A 20,902-nucleotide genomic window follows, 5' to 3' on the forward strand; every position below is an offset into this window, starting at 1 on the left:
GAGGTTGGCCGGGACAGGGCAGGGTACTCCGCCCATTCTGGAAGGGAGAGCCGTTGTCTGCTGAGGAAAAGAAGAACATTTTCATGATCGGCCTGGACGAGGCCAATCTGCCGACGCTCCAGGCCGTACCGGGCGCCGAATCACTGCGTTTCCACGGCCTGTTGACCATCGAGGAACTGCAGGACGGAGAGGTGTCGCTACCGGAAGTGATCAAGAAAGCGGAGAGCGTGCTCGACGCTTTCGACGGAAGCGTCGACGCGATCGTCGGCTACTGGGATTTCCCGGTCAGCACCCTCGTGCCGATCCTGGGCGAACGCTACGGCACCCGCACCACCAGCCTCGCGTCGATCGTCAAGTGCGAGCACAAATACTGGAGCCGGGTGGAACAGCGCAAGGTCACCGACGCGCTGCCGCGCTTCGGCCGGGTCGACCTGGAGGCCGATCCGCCGCCGGTCCCGGAGGGCCTGCGCTTCCCGATGTGGCTCAAGCCCGCCCTGTCCTACTCCTCCGAACTCGCCTTCGGCGTCAAGGACGAGCAGGAGTTCCGCAAGGCCGCCGCCGAGATACGGGAGGGCATCTCCCGGGTCGGCCGCCCCTTCGAGCACGTCCTCGACCGGGTCGACCTGCCGCCCGAGATGGACGGCGTCGGCGGCCGGGTGTGCCTGGCGGAAGAGGCGCTGACGGGCATCCAGGTCGCGGTGGAGGGCTACGTCCACCAGGGCGAGGTGACCGTCTACGGCACCCTGGACTCCATCGACTACCCCGACTCGCCGTGCTTCCTGCGCCACCAGTACCCCTCGACCCTGCCGCCCCCGGTGATCGACCGGCTGCACGACGTGACCCGGCGCGTGATGACCCGGATCGGCTTCGACGCGGCGACCTTCAGCGTGGAGTACTTCTACGACCCGAAGACGCAGGAGGTCAGCCTGCTGGAGATCAACCCCCGCCACTCCCAGTCGCACGCCGAGCTGTTCGAGTACGTGGACGGGGTGCCCAACCACCACTGCATGGTCGCCCTCGCCCTCGGCACCGATCCGGCGATGCCCTACCGGCAGGGCGAGTACGCCATGGCGGCGAAGTGGTACTACCGCTGGTTCACGGACGGCGTGGTGCGCGCGGTGCCCTCGCCCGAGGAGATCGCGCGGATCGAACGCGAGATACCGGGCGTGCGCGTCCACGTCGTACCGGAGCGGGGGCAGCGGCTCTCGGACCTGTCCCAGCAGGACAGTTACAGCTACGAGGTGGCGCACGTCTTCACCGGCGGTGACGACGAGGAAGACCTGCGCCGCAAGTTCGACCAGTGCGTGGCGGCCCTCGGGCTCGTGATCGACGAGCCCGGAGCGGGACCGCGCGCGTAAGGAGGCCGCCGCATGCGCCACGTGACCCATCTGCCGTACGCGACGAAGGAAGAGGAACACGTCGTCGTCCCCCTGTCCGACGGCGTCCGCCTGTCGGCGCGGATCTGGCGCCCCACCTCCTCCGACCACGACCCCGTGCCGGCGGTCCTGGAGTACATCCCCTACCGCAAACGCGACCTGACCGCCGTCCGCGACTCCGTCCACCACCCCTACCTGGCCGGACACGGCTACGCCTGCGTCCGCGTCGACCTGCGCGGCACCGGGGAGTCGGAAGGGGTCCTGGAGGACGAGTACCTGGAGCGGGAACAGCGCGACGCGGAGGAGGTGCTGGCCTGGCTCGCCGAGCAGCCCTGGTGCGACGGCTCCCTGGGGATGATGGGCATCTCCTGGGGCGCCTTCGCCGCCCTCCAGGTGGCGGCCCGGCAGCCGCCCGGGCTCAAGGCGATCGTCATCGCCTCCTTCACCGACGACCGGCACGCCGACGACATGCACTACATGGGCGGGGCGATGCTCTCCGACAACCTGGCCGAGGCGGGCACCATGTTCGCCTACGCCACCTGCCCGCCCGACCCGGCCGTGGTCGGCGAGAGCTGGCGCGAGATGTGGCGGGAACGCCTGGAGCGCACCGAGCCCTGGGTCCTCCCGTGGCTGCGCCACCAGCGCCGCGACGACTACTGGCGGCACGCCTCCGTCGGGGAGCGGCCCGAGGACGTCCGCTGCCCGGTGCTCGCCTCCAGCGGCTGGGCGGACGGCTACTCCAACGCCGTCACCCGGCTCCTGGCCCGCCTCGACGTCCCCCGCAAGGGACTGATCGGCCCCTGGTCGCACAAGTACCCCCACCTCGGTGAGCCCGGCCCCGCCATCGGCTACCTCCAGGAGGTGGTGCGCTGGTGGGACCACTGGCTCAAGGGCGCCGACAACGGGGTCATGGACGGCCCGATGCTGCACACGTGGATGCAGGACAGCGTGCCGCCGTCCACCTCCTACGAGGAACGGCCCGGCCGCTGGGTGGCGGAACCGTCCTGGCCCTCACCGAACGTCCACCCCGTCACCCACCCCCTGGTACGGCACCGGATCGCGCCGCCCGGCGAGCCCGCCGCCGACGGGGACGGCGAGGTGCTCACCGTGCAGTCGCCGCTGTCCGTCGGCCAGTTCGGCGGGAAGTGGGCCTCGTACAACGCGCCCCCGGACCTGCCCTACGACCAGCGGGAGGAGGACGGCGGCTCCCTGGTCTTCGAGACCGATCCGCTCACCGAGCCGCTGGAGATCCTCGGCTCGCCGACCGTGGACCTCGACCTGTCCGTCGACCAGCCGGTCGCCATGGTGGCCGCCCGGCTCTCCGACGTCCGCCCGGACGGGGCCGCGACCCGGGTGACCTACGGCCTGCTCAACCTCACCCGGCACGAGAGCACCGAGCACCCCGAACCCCTGGAGCCCGGACGCCGTTACCGCGCCACCGTCCACCTCAACGGAGTGGCGCAGACCTTCCCGCCCGGCCACCGCGTACGGCTCTCCCTGTCGACGTCCTACTGGCCGCTGGCCTGGCCGCCGCCGAAGCCGGCCCGCCTCGGCGTCCGGGAGCACTCCAGCACGCTCACCCTGCCCGTCCGCCCGGCGGACGCGCCCGACGGCGCACCGGCCACCCCGTTCGGCGAACCGGAGGGCACCGAGCCCCTCGCCACCACGCAGCTCACCCCGCCCGAGGAGCGCTGGGAGGTGAGGCGCGACCTGATCGACTACCACGCCGCACTGGACATCGTGAAGGACCGCGGCACGGTCCGCTTCGAGGAGATCGGCCTGGACGTGGGCCGCCGCGCCCACGAGCGCTACGCGGCGGTCGCCGACGACTTCACCTCCGTCAGCGGGGAGTCGACCTGGACCATGACGTTCCGGCGCGCGGACTGGGACGTCCGCGTCGTCACACACACCCGGCTCACCTGCGACGAACGGGACTTCCACGTCGACGCCACGCTCGACGGCTATGAGGGCGACCGCCGGGTCTTCTCCCGCACCTGGAACGAGACGGTCCGCCGCGATCTGCTGTAGGGCGCCTCTTCGCTGAGGATCCCATTGGCTTAGGCTTACCTAAGCTTTACCTCGGGAATACCTTCAGCCTGCCCTCGTCAGTGGGGCACCCGCAGAAAGACCGCACACATGCCTACCCTCCACCGACGTGTCCCCCTGACCGCCGCGGGCGCCGTGGCCCTCGCGCTGGCCGGCGCACTCGTGCCGGCCGGCGCCGAGGCCGCGGCGCCCGCCTCGTCCGTCACCTCCGCACCGCTCGTCCAGGGGCTGTACCAGTCCGCGTACTCGGAGCGCAACGACGTGCTGTGGGCGACGGCGTCGGTGGGACAGCCCCCGGCGGCGGTCACCCGGTCGCGGCTGGTGCGGCTCGACCCGGACACCCTGGAGGTGGAGGCGGCCTACGACGCCCCGCTCGACGAGTCCGACGGCACCGTCGAGGCGGTCTACGGCATCGACGTCGACGACGAGCACAACACGGTGTGGGTCACCAACACCCGCGACGACAGCGTCGCCGTCTACAGCCAGCGCACCGGCCGGCACCTCGCGACCGTGCCCGGCGTCGCGCACGCGCGGGAGGTCGTCGTGGACGAGGAGCGCGACCTGGTGTGGGCGAGCGCCTACGGCAGCGGCTCCGTCGTCGCCTTCGACAGCCGTACGTACCGGGAGGTCAGGCGCGTCACCGTGGCGGGGGCCGGTCCGACGGGACTGGCGCTGGACGAGCGGACCGGCACCGTCCACGCCGCCGACTTCACCCACGACCGCATACTGAGCATCACTCCCCGTTCCGACGTCCCCCGGATCGCCCCCACCGGTGACGGCCCGCTCTCGGTCGCGCTCTCCGCCGACGGCCGCACCGCCTACACCGCCGACCAGGGCGCGGGCACGGTGTCGGTCGTCGATCTGCGCAAGGGCGCGGTCACCCGGTCCATAGCCACCGGCGAGGGTGCCAAGTCCGTGGCCACTGACCCGTGTTCCGGCCGGGTCCTGGTCGTCAACCGGCTGGCCGCGAGCGTCTCCGTGGTCGCCCCGCGGCCGGGCACCGTCACCGAGACCATCGCCACCGCGGCGCTCCCCAACCACGTCCACGTGCGTGACGACGGCACCGCCTACGTCCTGGACAAGTCGGCCTCGGGGCCGGGCGGCGAGGACCGCGTCACGCGCATCACCCTCGCCGCCCGCTGAGACGTCAGCCGCCGAGCCCGTAGAAGCGGATCGGCGAGTTCGGCCGGAAGCCGATGCGCGGGTACACGGGCGCGCCGGCTTCCGTCGCGTGCAGCGTCGCCCGCGTCAGCCCGGTGGCCCGCGCGCCCTCGTGCAGCGCCTTCCTGGTCACGGCCTCGCCGTAGCCCCGGCGCTGCCACTGGGGGTCCGTGGCGACGAGGGCCACGAAGAGACGGCCGTCGGCCGGCACGGCCCCGGCGCACGCCACCGGGACACCGTCCCGCAGGGCGAGATAGGCGTACACGTCGTTCTTCCAGAGCGCGGAGCCGGCCAGCCCGTCGCGGCCCTCGTCCAGCGGGAAGCCGTACGCGCGGGAGTTGAGGTCCGCGTAGGCCGTCAGGTGGTCGTCGGTGCTCACGCGTACGAACGTCAGGTCGGGGTGGACGGGGTCGGGCACGGGCAGCAGGTCACCGGCCATGCCGGTGCCGGGGAAGGCGAGCCGGAGCCCTGCCCGCCCGGCCGCGTCGTCCAGGGCCGCGCGGGCCCCGTCGTCCAGGAGGTCCTCGAAGAGCCAGAGGAAACCGGGGTGCCGCTTGGACCGCATGACGTCGGCGGCCTGGGCCAGCCGCCGGGCCAGGAGGGAGGCGTCGGCCTTCACCTCGGTCAGCGTGACACAGTTCCAGAAGGCGAAGCGGCTGTCCGCCCAGCGGACGGCGATGCCCGGCAGGTCACGTACGTCTGCCCCCGGGTCGCGGTCGAGGACCAAGGCCCGCCACACCGTGGCGAGTTGCTCCATCGATTCGGTCGAGTCCGCGAGATCCTTCACCGAAACTCCTCAAACGGTCGTGTGCGTGGAGAGCTGTCGTGGAGTCAACGAGCGGAAGCGGCCCCGGGTTCACGCGTCTGCGCGCCGCCGGTGGGCGACGCGCAGACGGGCCGTGCGAGGTGAGGTGTCCCTCTCAGATACGGCGGCTCAGGCCCAGCAGCCGTTCACCGTGGCGGCGAGGCCGTCCATGGCGTCCTTGATGTCGGCCGGGGCGGCCGTGGAGTTGTTCTCGATGAACGAGAAGATCCGCCACTCGCCGTCCTCGGTCCGCGTCACACCGCTCAGCGCGATGGCCCCGGTGAGGGTGCCGGTCTTCGCCTGCACCTTGCCGACGGCGCACTCGGAGTTGGCGTCGTCGAAGCGTCCCCACTCCGGGCCGAGGCTGGCACCGGCCTCACCGGCGACCGGCAGGCCGTCCAGGATCGAGCTGAGGGCGGGGGCCTCGGTGATCGAGTCGAGGAGCTGCGCGAGGGTGGCCGCCGGGATGCGGTCGGCACGGGAGAGACCGCTGCCGTCGTACATCTCGAAGTTGTCGAGCGAGATGCCGTACGAGCTGAGCACCTGGCGGACCAGCTCGACGCCGCCCTCGAAGGTGGCGGGCTTGCCCATCTCCACGGCGGTCATCCGCAGCAGGGTCTCGGCGATGTTGTTGTCGCTGGTCTTGAGCATCTGCTTGACGATCGACGACAGCGGCGCCGACTTGTGCTGCGCCACCGGCACGTCGGACTGCTTCGCCGTCGCCCGGCTGACCTCGCCGTCGACGGTGACGCCCTGCGCCGCGAGCTTCTCGGCGAAGACGTTGCCGGCGTCGATGGACGTGTCGTTCACCGCGGCGCCGTCGACGACGAGCGAACGGACCGGGGCCACCTCGGTGGGGTAGTAGCCCTCGTTCCAGCCGTTGGCGAGGGTCGGCTCGGCGAACAGGCTGTCGTCCACGCGGACCTTGACGTCGGTGACGCCCGCGGCCTTGAGGCCGTCGACCGCCGTCTTCGCCATCTCGGCCAGGTCGTCGCTGGTGAGGGTGCGGTCACCGCCGCCGATCAGGGTGAGGGTGCCGTCGCCGTAGACGACCTTGGTGGTGAACTCGTGGTTCGCGCCCAGCAGCGTCAGGGCGGTGGTCGCCGTGGCGAGCTTGGCGTTGGAGGCCGGCATGAGCGCGGTGGAGCCGTTGTGGTCCCACAGGGCGGTGTCCGAGTCGGCGTCGAGGACCACGCCGCTGACGTCGGAGCCCAGGCGTTCGTCGGCGACGCGCTCGGTGAGGTTCTTCACCAACTGCGCGTCGTCGGCGTCGAGGCCGTCGACCGAGACGCCCTGCGCCGCAGTCGTGGAGGCGCTGTCGGCGGCGAACGCCGAGGTGCCGGCCAGTGTGGCCGAGGCCACCGGCACGGCCATCGCGAGCACGAGGGCCCGGCGCGCGCCGACGCGGCTCACTCTTGCCTTGCGGTGCCGGCGGCTGCCGCCGGGGGAGAAGGTGTTCGTGGGGGTTTCTTCTGGCGTACCAGTCATAAAGGAAATCCAGAGATCGGTTACATCGTTCTGTGGGGTGGAACGGCGGGCACATTACCAGCCGTCAGATGAACAACTGAGATGCAGAATGATTGCGTGTGAACGACTTGCAACGAATCATGACCGATTCGTGACGGTGCAGTCCGGGAGGCCCGGGAATGAGCACCTCAAGAGGGGCTGCGACCCTTCCTTTTGACGAAAAAGTAAATCGCGGAGGCGCTTTCCGGACGCCCTTGCGCAGGCTCTCTCCGGGTGCTGTCGGGCACGTTCTCCTGCCCTTTGGTGCAAGGGGTCGGCCGCCCGGCGACGCGGTACCGGCCGTGTCACATCCCGACCGCGCCGTCGAGGCGTTCGCGCAGCAGATCGGCGTGACCGTTGTGCCGGGCGTACTCCGCGATCATGTGCACCATGATCGTGCGCAGCGACACCGGCTCTCCGGTGCGCGCACGGATGCCCGTCTCGTCCAGCGTCGCCGCGGCGGCGACGATCCGCCGCGACCGCTCGCACTCCGCGCGCCAGACGGCGAAGGCCGCCTCGGGGTCACCGTCGAGCCGGTCGAAGTCCTGGTTCGGGTCGTCGTCGGAGTAGTGCAGCATCGGGACGTCCTCCCCGGCGAACTGCATGCGGAACCACCACCGTTCGGCACCGGCCAGGTGCCGTACCAGACCGTGCAGGGACATCCCGGACGGCGGCACCGCCCGCGTGGACAACTGCTCGGCGGACAGGCCGGAGCACTTCTGCTCGAACGTCGCCCGGTGCCAGTCCAGGAACGCGCCGAGCGTCTCGCGCTCGGTGCCGACGGAGGGCAGCGCGGGGCGGGCGTCGGCGGCCCAACGCGGTGCGTAGTGCTGGGGTACGGGCGTGTCGCTCATGGTCGGCCTTCCGGTCCGGGGCCCCGGGGGTCGGCCGGGGTCCTACGGAGTCTGGCAGGCACCACTGACAGCGCCCGGCCGTACGCTCACCCCGCCGGGGACGCGCCCGGCTGCTCGCCGGCCGCGACGGCACAGCGGCGGGCCAGCAGCGCGAACGCCTCCCGTAGCTCGGCGGGCCGGACGTCGTGGAGACCGGCGTCGAACCGGCCCATCGCCGAAGCCAGGCCCATCCACGACCAGGAGCCGAGCACCACCCGGCAGCGGCCGGGGCCCAGCGCCTCCACCATTCCGTCCTGTACGTAGGGAGCGACGGAGGCCGCGGGCACGTCCAGGACCGCCTCGCCCCGGCAGGGCCAGGCGGCCGGACCGTCGGAGCCGCGGAACCGTCCGGCGACGAAGGCGGCCACATCACCGCCCGGCACCTCGCGAGGGGTGAAGCGGGGGCCGGTGGGCGTGCGCGGAAAGACGCGGTCCACGCGGAAGGTGCGCCAGTCCTCGCGGTCCAGATCCCAGGCGAGGAGGTACCAGCGGCCCCGCCAGGCGACCAGGTGGTGGGGCTGCACCCGGCGCCGTGCAGCGCCGGTGTCCTCCGGGCCCGGGGCGGGGGAGGAGGCGGTGGTGTAGTCGAAGCGCAGTTCCTCGCGGGCGCGGATCGCGCCGCTGATCTCCATCAGCACCCCGCTGTCCGCCTGCACCGGCTCGGCCTCGGGCGGAGCCACCACCGTCACCTGGAGCGCGGCGATCCGGTGCCGCAGCCGGGCCGGCAGTACCTGCCGGAGGGTGGTGAGGGCGCGGGCGGCGGCCTCCGCGATACCCGCGCCGGTCACGGTGGCCGTCTGGAGCGCCACCGCGAGGGCGACGGCCTGCTCGTCGTCGAACAGCAACGGGGGCAGCTGCGATCCGGCGTCGAGGCGGTATCCGCCGTCGGGTCCTTTGACGGCCGTGACGGGATAGCCGAGCTCCCGCAGCCGGTCCACGTCGCGGCGGACCGTGCGCGCGCTCACGCCGAGCCGGCCGGCCAGTTCCTCCCCCGGCCAGTCGCGGCGGGTCTGGAGCAGCGAGAGCAGCGCGAGCAGTCGAGCGGACGTCTTCGGCATGGGACACATTCTCTCCCGGTAGCGGACACTCCCTGTCCGCTACCCCTGCGAGTGTGAGGTCACCGACGCCGGCCGGGGTCCGACAAGGACTGTCACCGACCGTCACCGACCGGCGTCCGATCCGAAACCGCACACAGAACCACAGGCCAGGAGCCCCCATGTCCATCAAGACCACGACCCACCTCAACTTCCGGGGCGACGCCCGCGCCGCGCTCGACTTCTACTCCTCCGTCTTCGGCGGCCAGGTCGTCGCCGTGACCTACAAGGACACCGGGAACGTCCCCGTCCAGGCCGAGGCGGACTGGGTGATGTGGGGCCAGGTGACCGCGGACAACGGCTTCCACGTCATGGCCTACGACGTGCCGTCCGCGATGCCGTACCACCCGGGTGAGAACCCCGTCTTCGTCTCGGTGCGCGGTGACGACGCCGACGAGATCACCGGCCTGTGGGAGAAGCTGGCCGTCGGCGCCACCGTCGTGCAGCCGCTGGCGCCCTCCGCCTGGGCGCCGCTGTACGGCATGCTCAAGGACAGCTTCGGCGTCGTCTGGGTGCTGGACGTCGCCGCCCCGTACAACGGCTGACCTCACCCCTCCAGCGGGGTGCGGCCGGACGTCCGGCCGCACCCCGTCCCCTCCGCCCCCTTCCGCCGCGAACCAAGGGAACACCGCTGTGAGAATGCGTGAGCTGGGCCGCACCGGCATCCAGGTCAGCGCCTACTGCCTGGGCACGATGATGTTCGGCAAGCTGGGCAACCCCGATCACGAGGACTGCGCCCGGATGGTGCACCGGGCGCTGGACGCCGGGATCAACTTCATCGACACCGCCGACGTCTACGGCTACAGCGAGACCGAGGAGATCGTCGGCAAGGCGCTGAAGGGCCGGCGCGACGACGTGGTGCTGGCCACCAAGGTCAACGGCCGGATGGGGGAGGGCCCCAACCGCGGCGGCAGCTCCCGGCGCTGGATCATCGCCGAGGTGGAACAGTCGCTGCGCCGCCTGCGGACCGACCACATCGACCTCTACCAGCTCCACCACCCCGACCCCACGACCGACATCGAGGAGCCCCTGTCCGCGCTGACCGACCTGGTGCGCGCCGGCAAGGTCCGCGCGATCGGCACCTCCAACCTGCCACCGTCACAGATCGTCGAGGCGCAGTGGACGGCGCAGCGGCGCGCACTGCAACGGCCGCGCTCCGAACAGCCCCCGTACTCCCTCCTCAACCGCGGCATCGAACGCGAGGTGCTGCCGGTCTGCCGGACGTACGGCATGGGCGTCCTGGTGTGGAGCCCGCTGGCCATGGGACTGCTGACGGGGAAGTACCGCAAGGGCGACCCGCGGCCCGACAACCAGAGGATGCGCTGGGTGCCCGGACACCTCACCGACGAGCGCAAACTCGACGCCGTGGAGCGGCTGGCCGCCGTCGCCGAGGAGGCCGGTCTGTCACTGCCTCACCTGGCCATGGCCTTCGCCACCGCCCACCCCGACGTCAGCTCCGCCATCATCGGCCCCCGCACCGGCGAGCAGCTGGACGACCTCCTCGCGGGCGCGGCCACCACACTCGGCGACGACGTCCTCGACCGGATCGACGAGATCGTCCCGCCCGGCACCGACGTGGGCCCCATCGACGTGTCCTACACCCCGCCGGCCCTCACCCGCCCCGCCCTGCGCAGGCGCCCGGCCGGCGAGCGGGCCGCGGCCTGAGACCATGACGACCGTCCTCGACACCCGCGCCCTGAACCGCGCCACCCTCGCCCGGCAGTTCCTGCTCGACCGGACCACCGCCCCCGCCCTCGACGTCATCACCCACCTGTGCGGCATGCAGGCCCAGGAGCCGCAGGAACCCTTCACCGGACTGTGGTCGCGGATACGGGCCTTCCGGCCCCCGCACCTGGACACGCTGCTGACGGGGCGCAGGGCCGTGCGCACCCACCTGATGCGCCGCACCGTCCACCTCATGGCCGCCGTCGACGCCCTGGCCTGGCGCGCCCGGCACGACAGCATGCTGCGGCAGCGGGTGGTGACGACCTACCGCGCCGAACTCGCCGGCCTCGACCTGGAGGAGGTCGCGGCGGCCGGGCGGGCGGTGATGGCCGACGGCCGGCCCCGCACCATGGCCGAACTCGTCCAGGCCCTCGACGGCCGCTGGCCCGGACCGCCCCGCCGGGTCCTGGGCGAGCTGCTCGTCGCCGCCCTCGTCCCCATGGCCCAACTGCCCCCGCGCGGCCTGTGGCGGGCCAAGGCGGGCGTACGCAACCTGCCGCTGTCGACCTGGCTGGGACGGGACCCCGACCCGCTCCCCGCCGACGGCTCCGACCCCGTGGGCCGGACCCTGGTCCGCCGCTACCTGGCCGCCTACGGACCCGCCGCCTCCGCCGACCTGCGCTCCTGGTGCGGCCTGACCGGACTGCCCGCCGCCGTCAAGGCCGTACGCGACGAACTCGTCACCTTCCGCGACGAGCGGGGACGCGAACTCCTCGACCTCCCCGACGCGCCGCGGCCCGACCCGGACACCCCCGCACCCGTCCGGTTCCTGCCGGCGTTCGACAACGCGATCCTCGGCTACCACGACCGCACCCGCGTCATCGACGACGCCCACCGCGGCCTGTCCGTCGCCGGCGAACGGGTCGTCCTGGTCGACGGCCGGGTCTCCGCCACCTGGTCCATGGACCTCGGCACCCTCGTCGTCACCCCGCTCAGGACCCTCTCCCCGGCGGAGCGCGCCGACGTCACCGAGGAGGGCCGGGCGCTGGCCGCCTTCCTGACCGATGACGACACCGGCACCGACACCGGCGACGCCGGCGGCCGCGTACGGCTGGAGCGGCACGGCTGATCAGGGGCCGGCGGCCCAGCCGGTGGCGGCCACCGCCTCCCGCGCGATGTAGGTGACCCGGCAGCCGTCCGCCGCCACCCGCACGGTGTCCGCCGGGACCCGCTCGTCGAGGAGCCGTGCCTTGCGCAGGCTGCCGCGCAGGTCCCGGTCCAGCTCCGAGCCGAGTTCACGGCCCGTCAGCCGCTCGCGAGCGGTGGTGTCGGGCGGTGAGCAGGACCCGTGCGATCCGCACCCCGGCGCCCATCGCCCGCTGGCCCACCGGCACAGCGCGCCACAGAGCTTCCCCCTGTGCACGCCTGCACGCCTGTTTACATCGATGTACACGCGGCTCTAGCCTGGCGCGCATTCCGCTTCCCAGAAGGTCCCGGGAAGCCCGCAGGAGAGGAGAACCCGCTGATGCTCCGCCTGTTCCACGCCCTCGGACGCCGCCGCCCCCACGCCCTGCTGCTCGCCCTCGCCGTCGCGTTGACGAGCCTGGTGCTCGCCGCGCCCGCCGAAGCGGCCCCCGCCGCCTCCACGACGGACGCCGTCTCCGCCACGGCCACCGGCACCCCGCTGCGCGACGGCACCGGTCTGTACCCGCGCGCCGTCCGCCTCGCCCACAACGGCGCCGCCAACGGCCGGATCCTCGCCAGTGTCGTCACCTTCGACGGAAACAACGGCATCGGCGCCATCCACGAGAGCACCGACAACGGCGCCACCTTCCGTGAGGTCGGCCGGGTCTCCGACCCCGAGTCGACGTCCGGCCAGGGGCTGTGCTGCACCACCCTCTTCGAACTGCCCCGGCAGGTCGGCGCGTTGCCCGCCGGCACCCTGCTCTGGGCCTCCTCGGCCGGACAGGACGAGACGGACCGCCGGATGGCGCTGCGTATCTGGCGGAGCAACGACGTGGGCCGCACCTGGTCCTACCTCTCCTCGTGCGCCGTCGCCACCGGCACCGGCGGCCTGTGGGAACCGGAGTTCTCCATCGCCTCGGACGGCGCGCTGGTCTGCCACTACTCCGACGAGACGGACTCCGCGCACAGCCAGAAGCTAGTCGCCGTACGCAGCTACGACGGCGTCACCTGGCAGGGCCGCCACGACACCGTGGCCAGCAGCCTGCAGACCGACCGGCCGGGCATGCCGGTCGTCCGCAAGCTGCCCAACGGCACCTACTTCATGAGTTACGAGATCTGCACCCCCGGCGGCCAGTACCAGTGCGTGGTGCACTACCGCACCTCCGCCGACGGCTGGAACTGGGGCACCGTCACCGACCTCGGCGTCCGCCCCGAGACGGTCGACGGCAAGTACTTCCGCGCCACGCCGACCATCGCCTGGGCCCCGGACCCGAACGGCGGCGCCAATGGCCGGCTGCTGCTGATCGGGCAGCGCCTGCTCAACAAGGACGGCAGCGTCGCCGCCGAGAGCGGCCGGACGATCCTCGCCAACACCGAGAACGGCAGCGGCCCCTGGTACGAGATCGAGGCGCCGGTCGACGTGCCCGACCCGCAGATCAACTACTGCCAGAACTACAGCTCCCCGCTGCTGCCCTCGGCCGACGGCCGTACCGTCCTGCAGATCGCCACCGACTTCGACGGCGCGGTCTGCAAGCCGTACTACGCCACCGGCTCCGTCACCGGCACCGGTGACGGAGCCGGAGTCGTCGACGGGGCGGTGTACCGGCTGGTCAACGCCAACAGCGGGCAGTGCCTCGACGTGGCCGCCGACTCCCGCACGGCAGGCGGCAACGTCCAGCAGTGGACGTGCAACGGCCTCGGCCCGCAGCAGTGGACCGTCAAGGCCCACGGCACCGGGTACTTCACGCTCACCGGCCGCAACAGCGGCTACTGCCTGGACGTGGAGAACGGCTCCGCCACCGCGGGCGCCAACGTCCGCCAGTGGTACTGCAACGCGGCCGCCGCCCAGGACTGGAAGTTGGAGAACACCGGCCGGGGCTACTACCGCGCGGTCGTCCGTTCCAGTGGGCAGTGCCTGGACGTGGCCCAGGGCTCGCGGACGGCCGGTGCCAACGTCCAGCAGTACACCTGCAACGGGCTCCAGCCGCAGATCTGGCGGCTGGAGCGGGCATGAGATGGGGGCGGGGGCCGCGGCCCCCGCCCCCTCCCTCTCCTACTCCTGTTCCTCTATGGCGGCCGGCCGCAGCTGCGCTGCACGCACCCGCGCGATGTCCAGCTTGGTGGAACGGTCGAAGCGGTAGACGCCGTTCTGCTCCTGGAAGACGTCCGTCAACTGGGTGTAGCAGTAGCCGAACATGTTCGGGTCGTTCAGCAGCACCTCGGTCAGGCCGCTGAACCGGGCGTGGAACTCGTCCTCGTCCCGCACCCGTTCGCCGTAACCCCAGGACTGGGTACGGTCCTCACCGGACAGCTCGGCCGCCGCCTCGGGGTCCCACCAGATGCCGCCGAACTCGCTGACGAAGTACGGCTGTCCGCCGTAGGGGAGCGAGTAGGCGGCGCCGTTCTCGTAGGCGTTGACGAACGGCTCGTCCTTCGCCAGCCCCGACATCTGCTGCCGGAAGGCGGCCGGGTCCTGCTCGTAGCTGTGGGAGTCGTAGACGTCCGTCTCGGCCACCCGGTGGGCGTAGCCGGAGGCGTCGATCACCGGCCGGGTGGTGTCCATCGCCTTGGTGGCCAGGAACATCGCGCGGGTGACGTCGTCGAGCTGGGTGATGCGGTCGTGCAGCTTCTGGTACGTCTCGTTGAGCGGGCACCAGCCGATGATCGAGGGGTGGGAGTAGTCCCGTTCCAGGGCCTCCAGCCACTGGGCGACGTAGGAGGCGTCGGGCTTCTGGTTGTCCCCCGAGGAGCCGCCGGTCTCGCAGCCCCAGTCGCCGAACTCGCCCCAGACCAGGTAGCCGAGGCGGTCGGCGTGGTAGAGGAAGCGTTCCTCGAAGACCTTCTGGTGCAGCCGGGCGCCGTTGAAGCCGGCCTCCAGGGCCAGTTCGATGTCCCGGACCAGTGCCTCGTCGGTCGGCGCGGTCATCAGCCCGTCCGGGTACCAGCCCTGGTCCAGGACGAGGCGCTGGAAGACCGGGCGGCCGTTGAGGAGGACGGCCTTGCCGCGCAGGCCGACGGCGCGCAGACCGGCGTAACTCTCGGCGCTGTCGACGACCTCCCCCCGCGCGTCGAGGAGTTCGAGCCGCAGCCCGTACAGGTGCGGGTCGTCCGGTCCCCACTCGCGGCGCCGGTCCTCGGGCACCGGCAGGTGCAGGCGCGGTGCGAGGTCGAGGTCGGCGCGGGCCTCGGCGCGGCTCACCTCGCCGTCACTGTCGGTCAGCACGGCCCGCACGCGGTGGCCGGGGCGGTTGCCGGACAGCGGCAGTTCGAGGTGGAAGGCGCTGCCGGCGAGGTCCGGGGTGATCCGGGGACGGCGCAGATGGACGTCGGGCACCGGCTCCAGCCACACGGTCTGCCAGATGCCGGTCACCCGCGTGTAGTTGCAGTCGTGGTTGGCGTACTGGACGGCCTGCTTGCCGCGGGCCTGCGGCCCGGACTTGGGGTCGCGGGCCCGGACGGTGATCACGACCTCCTCGCCCGCTCCGGCGATGTCGCCGAGGTCGGCGGTGAACGGCGTGAAGCCGCCGCGGTGCCGGGCGACCTCCACGCCGTTCACCCACACGGTAGTGTCGTGGTCGACCGCGCCGAAGTGCAGCAGCACCCGGCGTCCCGCCCACTGAGCGGGCAGGGTCAGGGCCCGCCGGTACCAGACGGCGTGCAGGAAGTCGGTGTCACCGATGCCCGACAGCTCGGACTCGGGCGGGAAGGGCACGAGGATCTCGCCGCGCAGTTCCCGGCCGAGCAGACCGCGTTCCAGGCCGCTGTCCCCCCGGTCGGTCTCGAACTGCCAGGCGCCGTTCAGATTGAGCCAGTCGCGGCGCGTGAACTGCGGTCGCGGGTACTCCGGGCGCGGTACGGAGTGAGTGGGCACACATGCTCCAGTGGATCGATCGGGCAGAGCGGAGGGAAAGGGTTCAGGAACCGCCGAGGCCGGTGGTGGCCACGGAGTCGACGATGCGGCGCTGGAAGAACAGGAACACCACGATCAGCGGCAGCGCGGCCAGCAGCGCGGACGCCATCCCCGGCACGTACTGGACGCCGTGGGAGTCGCGCACCGTGGCCAGTCCGACCGGCAGGGTCATCAGGTCCGAGTCGTTGGTCACGATGAACGGCCACAGGAAGTTGTTCCACGCCCCGATGAAGACGAAGATCGACACCGCGGCCACGATCGGCCGCGACAGCGGCAGCACGACCGACCGGAACACCCGGAACTCGGAGGCGCCGTCGATCCGGGCCGCCTCCTCCAGCTCCCGGGGGATGCCGTCGAAGAAGCGCTTGAGGATGAACACCATCATGGGCGCGACCACCTGCGGCAGGATGACCGCCGCGTAGGTGTCGACCAGGTCGAACAGCAGCATCTGCTTGAACAGCGGCACGATGAGCAGCTGCGGCGGGACCATGATGGCGGCCACGGTCACGGCGAGCAGCGCCCGGCGCCCGTGGAACGTGCCCCGCGAGAAGCCGTACGCCGCGAGCGTGGAGACGGCCACGGTGATGAGGGTGACCAGGCCGGCGATCAGGAAGCTGTTGAACGCCCAGACGGGTACGTCCCCGCGCTCCAGGATCCGCCGGTACGCGTCCAGCGTGAAGGCGCCCTTGAACGGGGAGAGTCCCGGCTTCGATACGTCCTGTTCGCTCTGCACGGACGTGACGACCGCCCACACGAACGGCAGCAGCCAGACCGCCGCCAGGACGACGAGCGCCGTCCCGGCCAGCACACGGGGCAGCCGGCCGTGGCCGAGGAGCAGCGGAGAGCCGGCCGCCTCCCGGGGACGCCGGGGGCTCAGGGGCGTTGCGGTAGCGGACACGGTCAGTCCTCCTGGCGGAAGAGGCGGAGCTGCACGAGCGAGACGACGACGATCAGCGCGAAGAAGAGGTACGAGACCGCCGAGGCGTAACCGAGCCGGTAACCGGTGAAGCCGACGTCGTACACGTACTCCAGGACGGGACGGGTCGAGCCGTTGGGGCCGCCCTTGGTCATGATGTAGATCTGGTCGAACACCTTGAGCGAGGCGAGGACCTGGAGCATGGCCACCAGCGCGGTGGTCCGGCGCAGTTGCGGCAGGGTGATGGACCACAGCCGGCGCCACGCGCCCGCGCCGTCCAGTGCCGCGGCCTCGTCGAAGGTCGTCGGCAGGGACTGGAGGGCGGACAGGTAGAGCAGGAAGTTGAAGCCGACCGTCCACCACACGGTCAGGGCGGCGATCGACCACATGGCGACCGACTCGTCGGACAGCCAGCCGACCGGCTCCATGCCGAGGGTGTCCAGGAGCTGGTTGGCGAAGCCCAGGTCCGGCTGGTACAGCCAGGTCCAGATCAGGGTCACCACCGTCACCGGCAGCAGGTAGGGGGCGAAGAACGCCAGCCGCCAGGCCCACTGCCCGGCGATCCCGCTGTGCACCAGCAGGGCCATCGCCAGTGCGATCAGCACCAGCGGGACGCTGGAGACGACGGTGAAGAAGACGGTGTTGCCGAGGCTGCTCCACACGTCCGGGTCGCCGAACGCCTCGGCGTAGTTGTCGAAGCCGACGAAGGACGTGTCGCGCAGCGTCAGCGAGGAGTCGGTGAAGCTCATCCACAGGCCCTGTACCAGGGGCCAGACGAGAAAGAGCGCGAACAGCAGCAGGAACGGCAGGACGAAGACCAGGCCGGAGCCGGGAGAGCCGAGGCCGCGGCGCCGGCCGGTGCGGCGGGGGCCGTCCGTGCGGCTCGGGTCCGAGCCGGTGCGCAGGTCGCCGCCGGAAGGTGCGGTGGTGGTCACGTGGGTCACTCCTTCTGCCGGTCAGGCCACCGGGTCGGGCTGCTTCAGCAGCGTGTCGGCCTCGCGGACCATCTGCCGCACCGCCTTCTCGGCGGTGGTGTCGCCCAGCAGCGCCGACTGGAGCGGCTGGCACATCCGGATCTGGAAGTTCGAGGCGGCTCCGGCGAACCAGTTCGGCGGATCGAGCACCGCCGCCTTCCCGGCGTCCGCGTACGAGGACTGCGGGTTCAGGGCGGCGTACTCCGGCTCGGCGAGGACGGGCTGGTACGCGGGGATGTGACCGGCGCTCGCCCAGGTCAGGCTCTGCTTGATGATCGACGCGACGTAGCGGTGGGCCTCGCGCCGCCGGGCCGGGTCGGGGTCGTCCTGGTGCGGAAGGACGAAGCTGTGGCTGTCGGTGTATACGGCGGGCTGGTCGAAGACCTGCGGGAAGGGCGCGGCGCCGAGCGGGAAGCCGGACTTCTTCAGCGTCGGCAGCTCCCACTCGCCGAGCATGGCCATGCCGCCGCGGCGGCCGGTGAACATGGTGAGACCCGCGTAGTAGTCCAGGTTGTTGGGGTTGGTCCTGCCGTCGAACAACTGCTGCAGGAACGACACGACCCGGATCGCGGCGTCGACGTCGATCTTCGGCGGGCCGCCGTCCGGGAGGGTGAACTCGGCTCCGGTCTGGGCGTAGAGGCCCGCGAACAGCCGCCAGTTCTGCGCGGTGTCGTTGACGTGGCCGAACACGACGCCGGCCTGGCCGGTCGCCTCGGCGAGCGCCTTGCCCGCGTCCAGCATCGCCTCCGGGGACCCCATCGGCGCCAGTTCGCCCGAGGAGTCGAGCAGTCCCGCCTTGTCGGCGGCGTCCTTGTCGTAGAAGACGATGAACGGGTGGATGTCCAGCGGGATCGCGTAGACGGTGCCGTCGTGCCGGGTCCGGCTCCACACCGCCTGGGTGAAGTCCCGCTCCGTGACCCCGAACTCGGCGAGCAGGTCCAGGTCGAAGGGGTCGAGCAGGCCGCCGGGCGCGTAGCCGGCCAGCCGGGACAGGTGAAGGACTGCCACGTCGGAGGCCCGTCCGCCGGCCGCCGACATGGCCAGCTTGGTGTAGTACGACGGACCCCAGTCGAGGATCGTCCGGTCGACGTCGAAGCCCCGGGAGCCGCCCGCCACGGCCTTGATCATGTCGTCCATCAGCAGGCCGTCGCCGCCCTGGAACAGGTCCCAGACGCTCAGCGCGGAGGCGCCGGAGGCCGAGGCGGGGGAGGCGCAGCCGGACAGCGAGCCCGCGGCGAGCAGCGCGCCCGCCCCGGCCAGGCCGGTGCCCAGCAGACGGCGGCGGGTCAGGCCGCGGCCCGGATCGGACGCCGCCGCGGGCGGTGCGGGGACAGGAGATCGCGCAGTCATCATTGACCTTTCGACGGCCGGACACGCGTGCCGGCGCGGCGGGGGACCACGGGGCGCGTGGCCCCCGCCGGGTCCGGCAGGCGGGGCGCGCACCGGCTGACGCGGTGCGGTGGCACGTTTTTACATCGATGTACATTGGCTGTAAAGAGTCTGCGTCGGATGGCCGGAGGCGGGGAACTCCCCGGCGGACGAGAGGGGACGGGGACCGCCCCGCTGGTCCTCGGCCTGCCGCGATCTACACTCGGGGCCGACGAGGGACGGGGAGGTTGCGGTGGTACGGCCCAGGATCAAGGACGTCGCCCGGCACGCCGGGGTGTCCGAGAAGACGGTGTCCAACGTGATCAACGACTACGTCCATGTCTCGGAGCGCACCCGGCGGGTGGTCCGGGAGGCCATCGACCAGCTCGGCTACAAGGTCAACCTGGCCGGCCGCCACCTGCGCAAGGGCCGCACCGGCATCATCGCCCTGGTCGTCCCCGAACTCGACGTCCCCTACTTCGCCGAACTCGCCCGGCACGTCATCCGCGAGGCCGAGCAGCGCTCCCTGACGGTCCTCATCCACCAGACCGGCGCCGACCGCGACCACGAACTGGCGGCGCTGGCCGGATTCGGTTCCACCTTCGTCGACGGGGTCATCCTCAGCCCGCTCGCGCTGACCGCCGACGATCTGCGCGACCGGGCCGGCACTCCGCCGACCGTGCTGCTCGGCGAGCTGCTGGAGGAGGGCGCGGACCACGTGGCCATCGACAACGAGCGGGCCGCGCGGGAGGCGACCGGGCACCTCATCGGCCTGGGGCGCCGCGTGATCTGGGCCGTCGGCGGCCGGGACGACGCGGGCCTGGGCACCGCGGAGGCCCGCACCCGCGGCTACCGCGCCGCCCTCGCCGCGGCGGGCCTCGCCTTCGACCCGGCCGCGCTGCTGCCCGTGTCCTCCTTCCGGATGCCCGACGGAGCGGAGGCCGTGGCCCGGGCGCTCGGCGCGGGGCACCGCCCCGACGCGCTGCTCTGCCTCAACGACCAGCTGGCGCTGGGCGCGCTGCGCACCCTGTACGAGCACGGGCTGCGGGTGCCCGAGGACGTCGCCGTCATCGGCTTCGACGACGTGGAGGGCGGACGGTTCAGCACACCGACGCTGAGCACCGTCGCCCCCGACAAGGCGGCGGTGGCCCGGATCGCCGTCGAACTGCTGCTGCGCCGGATGGACGAGGCCGCGGACCCGGCCCCGGCGGACGCCGCCGCGGCCGGCGTCCGGTCGCCCCAGGACCTGGTCGTGGCCCACCGGCTCGTGCTCCGGGAGAGCACGGAGGGGGCCGTGCGACGCACGCCGCGCGATCAACGGAACATGAGGGACGGAAAGTTGGGTAAATGAGATCAACATCTGATTGGATTGGGCAGGTGATCTTGCGTTCCTGTCCGTGAAAGGCGCTCGCTGATGTCTTCCGTCCTCGCCCAGGCCCCGACCGTCGTTCCGCCCGCCTCGCGCGCGGCGACGGACCATACCGGTGCGCCCGTGCGCGGCGGCAGGACCGCAGACCGTTTCCCGGCCAGGCACCAGGGCGCCCTGCGGGTCGCCACGCCCAGTTACCGGCCCGACGCCCCGTACCCCGCCGTGCCGTTCGAGGCGGACGGCCCCGGCGTGCTCCGTGTCATCGCCGACCCCCGCACCCCGGTCTTCGTCACCGTGCACACCAGCGGGCGCCGCCGCTACGGCTACTGGCAGCCCTACGACTCCCGGACCAAGCGGGGTGGCTGCTACGTCGCCCTGCCGAGCGCGGTCTGCGAGGAGCTGTACGCCGGGGGCCGCATCGCGCTCGACGGGCCGCTGGTGGACCCCGGCAAGACGACGTACCGCGTCCGCCCCGCCGGCGCCCCGGCACCGCCCTCCCGCCTCCCGGCCGCGCCGGTCCGGACGCCGGTCCCGCCGGTCTCCCCGGCGCGCGCGGTGCCCCGGCCGCTGGCCGCCTGAGGTCCACGGTACGTACGGCGTGACCGGCTGCCTTACAGTGTCTCCGTCAGTTCTC

At 72.0% G+C, this 20,902-nt stretch carries 17 protein-coding genes and 1 pseudogene; 9 read left to right on the forward strand and 9 right to left on the reverse strand.

The window, feature by feature from the left end:
- The first annotated feature begins 83 nt into the window (after positions 1-83).
- The 3 genes from J7I94_RS08655 to J7I94_RS08665 all read left to right on the forward strand — a co-directional run bounded on the left by J7I94_RS08655 (position 84) and on the right by J7I94_RS08665 (position 4,565).
- Positions 84-1,358, forward strand: a complete 1,275-nt coding sequence (locus tag J7I94_RS08655) for an ATP-grasp domain-containing protein (protein WP_215166464.1) — start codon at positions 84-86, stop codon at positions 1,356-1,358.
- A 12-nt stretch (positions 1,359-1,370) separates the two neighbouring features.
- Complete coding sequence (locus J7I94_RS08660) at positions 1,371-3,404, forward strand: CocE/NonD family hydrolase (protein ID WP_215166363.1); 2,034 nt, start codon at positions 1,371-1,373, stop codon at positions 3,402-3,404.
- Between the two features lie 108 nt (positions 3,405-3,512).
- Positions 3,513-4,565, forward strand: a complete 1,053-nt coding sequence (locus J7I94_RS08665; RefSeq protein ID WP_215166364.1) for a YncE family protein — start codon at positions 3,513-3,515, stop codon at positions 4,563-4,565.
- A 4-nt stretch (positions 4,566-4,569) separates the two neighbouring features.
- On the opposite strand, the gene J7I94_RS08670 is transcribed toward J7I94_RS08665, so the two are convergent.
- From J7I94_RS08670 to J7I94_RS08685, 4 genes are all read right to left on the reverse strand, one after another.
- Complete coding sequence (locus tag J7I94_RS08670) at positions 4,570-5,340, reverse strand: GNAT family N-acetyltransferase (protein WP_251074863.1); 771 nt, start codon at positions 5,338-5,340, stop codon at positions 4,570-4,572.
- Positions 5,341-5,517: 177 nt separating this feature from the next.
- Complete coding sequence (dacB, locus tag J7I94_RS08675) at positions 5,518-6,876, reverse strand: D-alanyl-D-alanine carboxypeptidase/D-alanyl-D-alanine-endopeptidase (RefSeq protein ID WP_215166366.1); 1,359 nt, start codon at positions 6,874-6,876, stop codon at positions 5,518-5,520.
- 323 nt (positions 6,877-7,199) lie between these two features.
- Complete coding sequence (locus J7I94_RS08680) at positions 7,200-7,748, reverse strand: DinB family protein (RefSeq protein ID WP_215166367.1); 549 nt, start codon at positions 7,746-7,748, stop codon at positions 7,200-7,202.
- An 86-nt stretch (positions 7,749-7,834) separates the two neighbouring features.
- A complete protein-coding gene (locus J7I94_RS08685) occupies positions 7,835-8,845 on the reverse strand; it encodes a YafY family protein (protein WP_215166368.1) in 1,011 nt (336 codons plus the stop codon).
- A 158-nt stretch (positions 8,846-9,003) separates the two neighbouring features.
- On the opposite strand from J7I94_RS08685, the gene J7I94_RS08690 reads away from it, so the two are divergent.
- The 3 genes from J7I94_RS08690 to J7I94_RS08700 all read left to right on the forward strand — a co-directional run bounded on the left by J7I94_RS08690 (position 9,004) and on the right by J7I94_RS08700 (position 11,675).
- Complete coding sequence (locus tag J7I94_RS08690) at positions 9,004-9,426, forward strand: VOC family protein (protein WP_215166369.1); 423 nt, start codon at positions 9,004-9,006, stop codon at positions 9,424-9,426.
- Between the two features lie 88 nt (positions 9,427-9,514).
- Complete coding sequence (locus J7I94_RS08695; protein WP_215166370.1) at positions 9,515-10,546, forward strand: aldo/keto reductase; 1,032 nt, start codon at positions 9,515-9,517, stop codon at positions 10,544-10,546.
- Between the two features lie 4 nt (positions 10,547-10,550).
- The gene (locus tag J7I94_RS08700) at positions 10,551-11,675 is read left to right on the forward strand and encodes a winged helix DNA-binding domain-containing protein (RefSeq protein WP_215166371.1); all 1,125 of its coding nucleotides are present in this window, start codon (positions 10,551-10,553) and stop codon (positions 11,673-11,675) included.
- On the opposite strand, the pseudogene J7I94_RS08705 reads toward J7I94_RS08700, so the two are convergent.
- Positions 11,676-11,928 (reverse strand): annotated as a pseudogene (locus tag J7I94_RS08705) (hypothetical protein); the annotation flags it as partial.
- A gap of 143 nt (positions 11,929-12,071) precedes the next feature.
- On the opposite strand from J7I94_RS08705, the gene J7I94_RS08710 reads away from it, so the two are divergent.
- Positions 12,072-13,745, forward strand: a complete 1,674-nt coding sequence (locus J7I94_RS08710; RefSeq protein ID WP_215166372.1) for an RICIN domain-containing protein — start codon at positions 12,072-12,074, stop codon at positions 13,743-13,745.
- 39 nt (positions 13,746-13,784) lie between these two features.
- Here the strand turns inward: J7I94_RS08710 and J7I94_RS08715 are convergent, their stop codons facing one another.
- Genes J7I94_RS08715 through J7I94_RS08730 form a run of 4 tightly spaced genes read right to left on the reverse strand, consistent with a single transcriptional unit; the run spans position 13,785 to position 18,881 of the window.
- The gene (locus J7I94_RS08715; protein WP_215166373.1) at positions 13,785-15,602 is read right to left on the reverse strand and encodes a glycoside hydrolase family 2 protein; all 1,818 of its coding nucleotides are present in this window, start codon (positions 15,600-15,602) and stop codon (positions 13,785-13,787) included.
- 43 nt (positions 15,603-15,645) lie between these two features.
- Positions 15,646-16,539 carry a carbohydrate ABC transporter permease gene (locus tag J7I94_RS08720; RefSeq protein WP_215166374.1) on the reverse strand — a complete coding sequence of 298 codons (894 nt, stop codon included), beginning with the start codon at positions 16,537-16,539 and terminating at the stop codon, positions 15,646-15,648.
- Positions 16,540-16,541: 2 nt separating this feature from the next.
- Complete coding sequence (locus tag J7I94_RS08725) at positions 16,542-17,492, reverse strand: carbohydrate ABC transporter permease (protein ID WP_215166375.1); 951 nt, start codon at positions 17,490-17,492, stop codon at positions 16,542-16,544.
- Between the two features lie 21 nt (positions 17,493-17,513).
- A complete protein-coding gene (locus J7I94_RS08730) occupies positions 17,514-18,881 on the reverse strand; it encodes an extracellular solute-binding protein (protein ID WP_215166465.1) in 1,368 nt (455 codons plus the stop codon).
- Between the two features lie 271 nt (positions 18,882-19,152).
- Here J7I94_RS08730 and J7I94_RS08735 point away from each other — a divergent pair, with 271 nt between their 5' ends.
- Both J7I94_RS08735 and J7I94_RS08740 read left to right on the forward strand, forming a co-directional pair.
- Positions 19,153-20,250: a LacI family DNA-binding transcriptional regulator gene (locus J7I94_RS08735; protein ID WP_215166376.1), complete on the forward strand. Its 1,098-nt coding sequence runs from the start codon at positions 19,153-19,155 to the stop codon at positions 20,248-20,250.
- Positions 20,251-20,313: 63 nt separating this feature from the next.
- Entirely contained in the window at positions 20,314-20,847 is a 534-nt protein-coding gene (locus J7I94_RS08740; RefSeq protein WP_215166377.1) for a hypothetical protein, read from the forward strand.
- Positions 20,848-20,902 lie beyond the last annotated feature (55 nt).

The organism is Streptomyces sp. ISL-12, from assembly GCF_018614415.1.
Classification (GTDB): Bacteria; Actinomycetota; Actinomycetes; order Streptomycetales; family Streptomycetaceae; genus Streptomyces.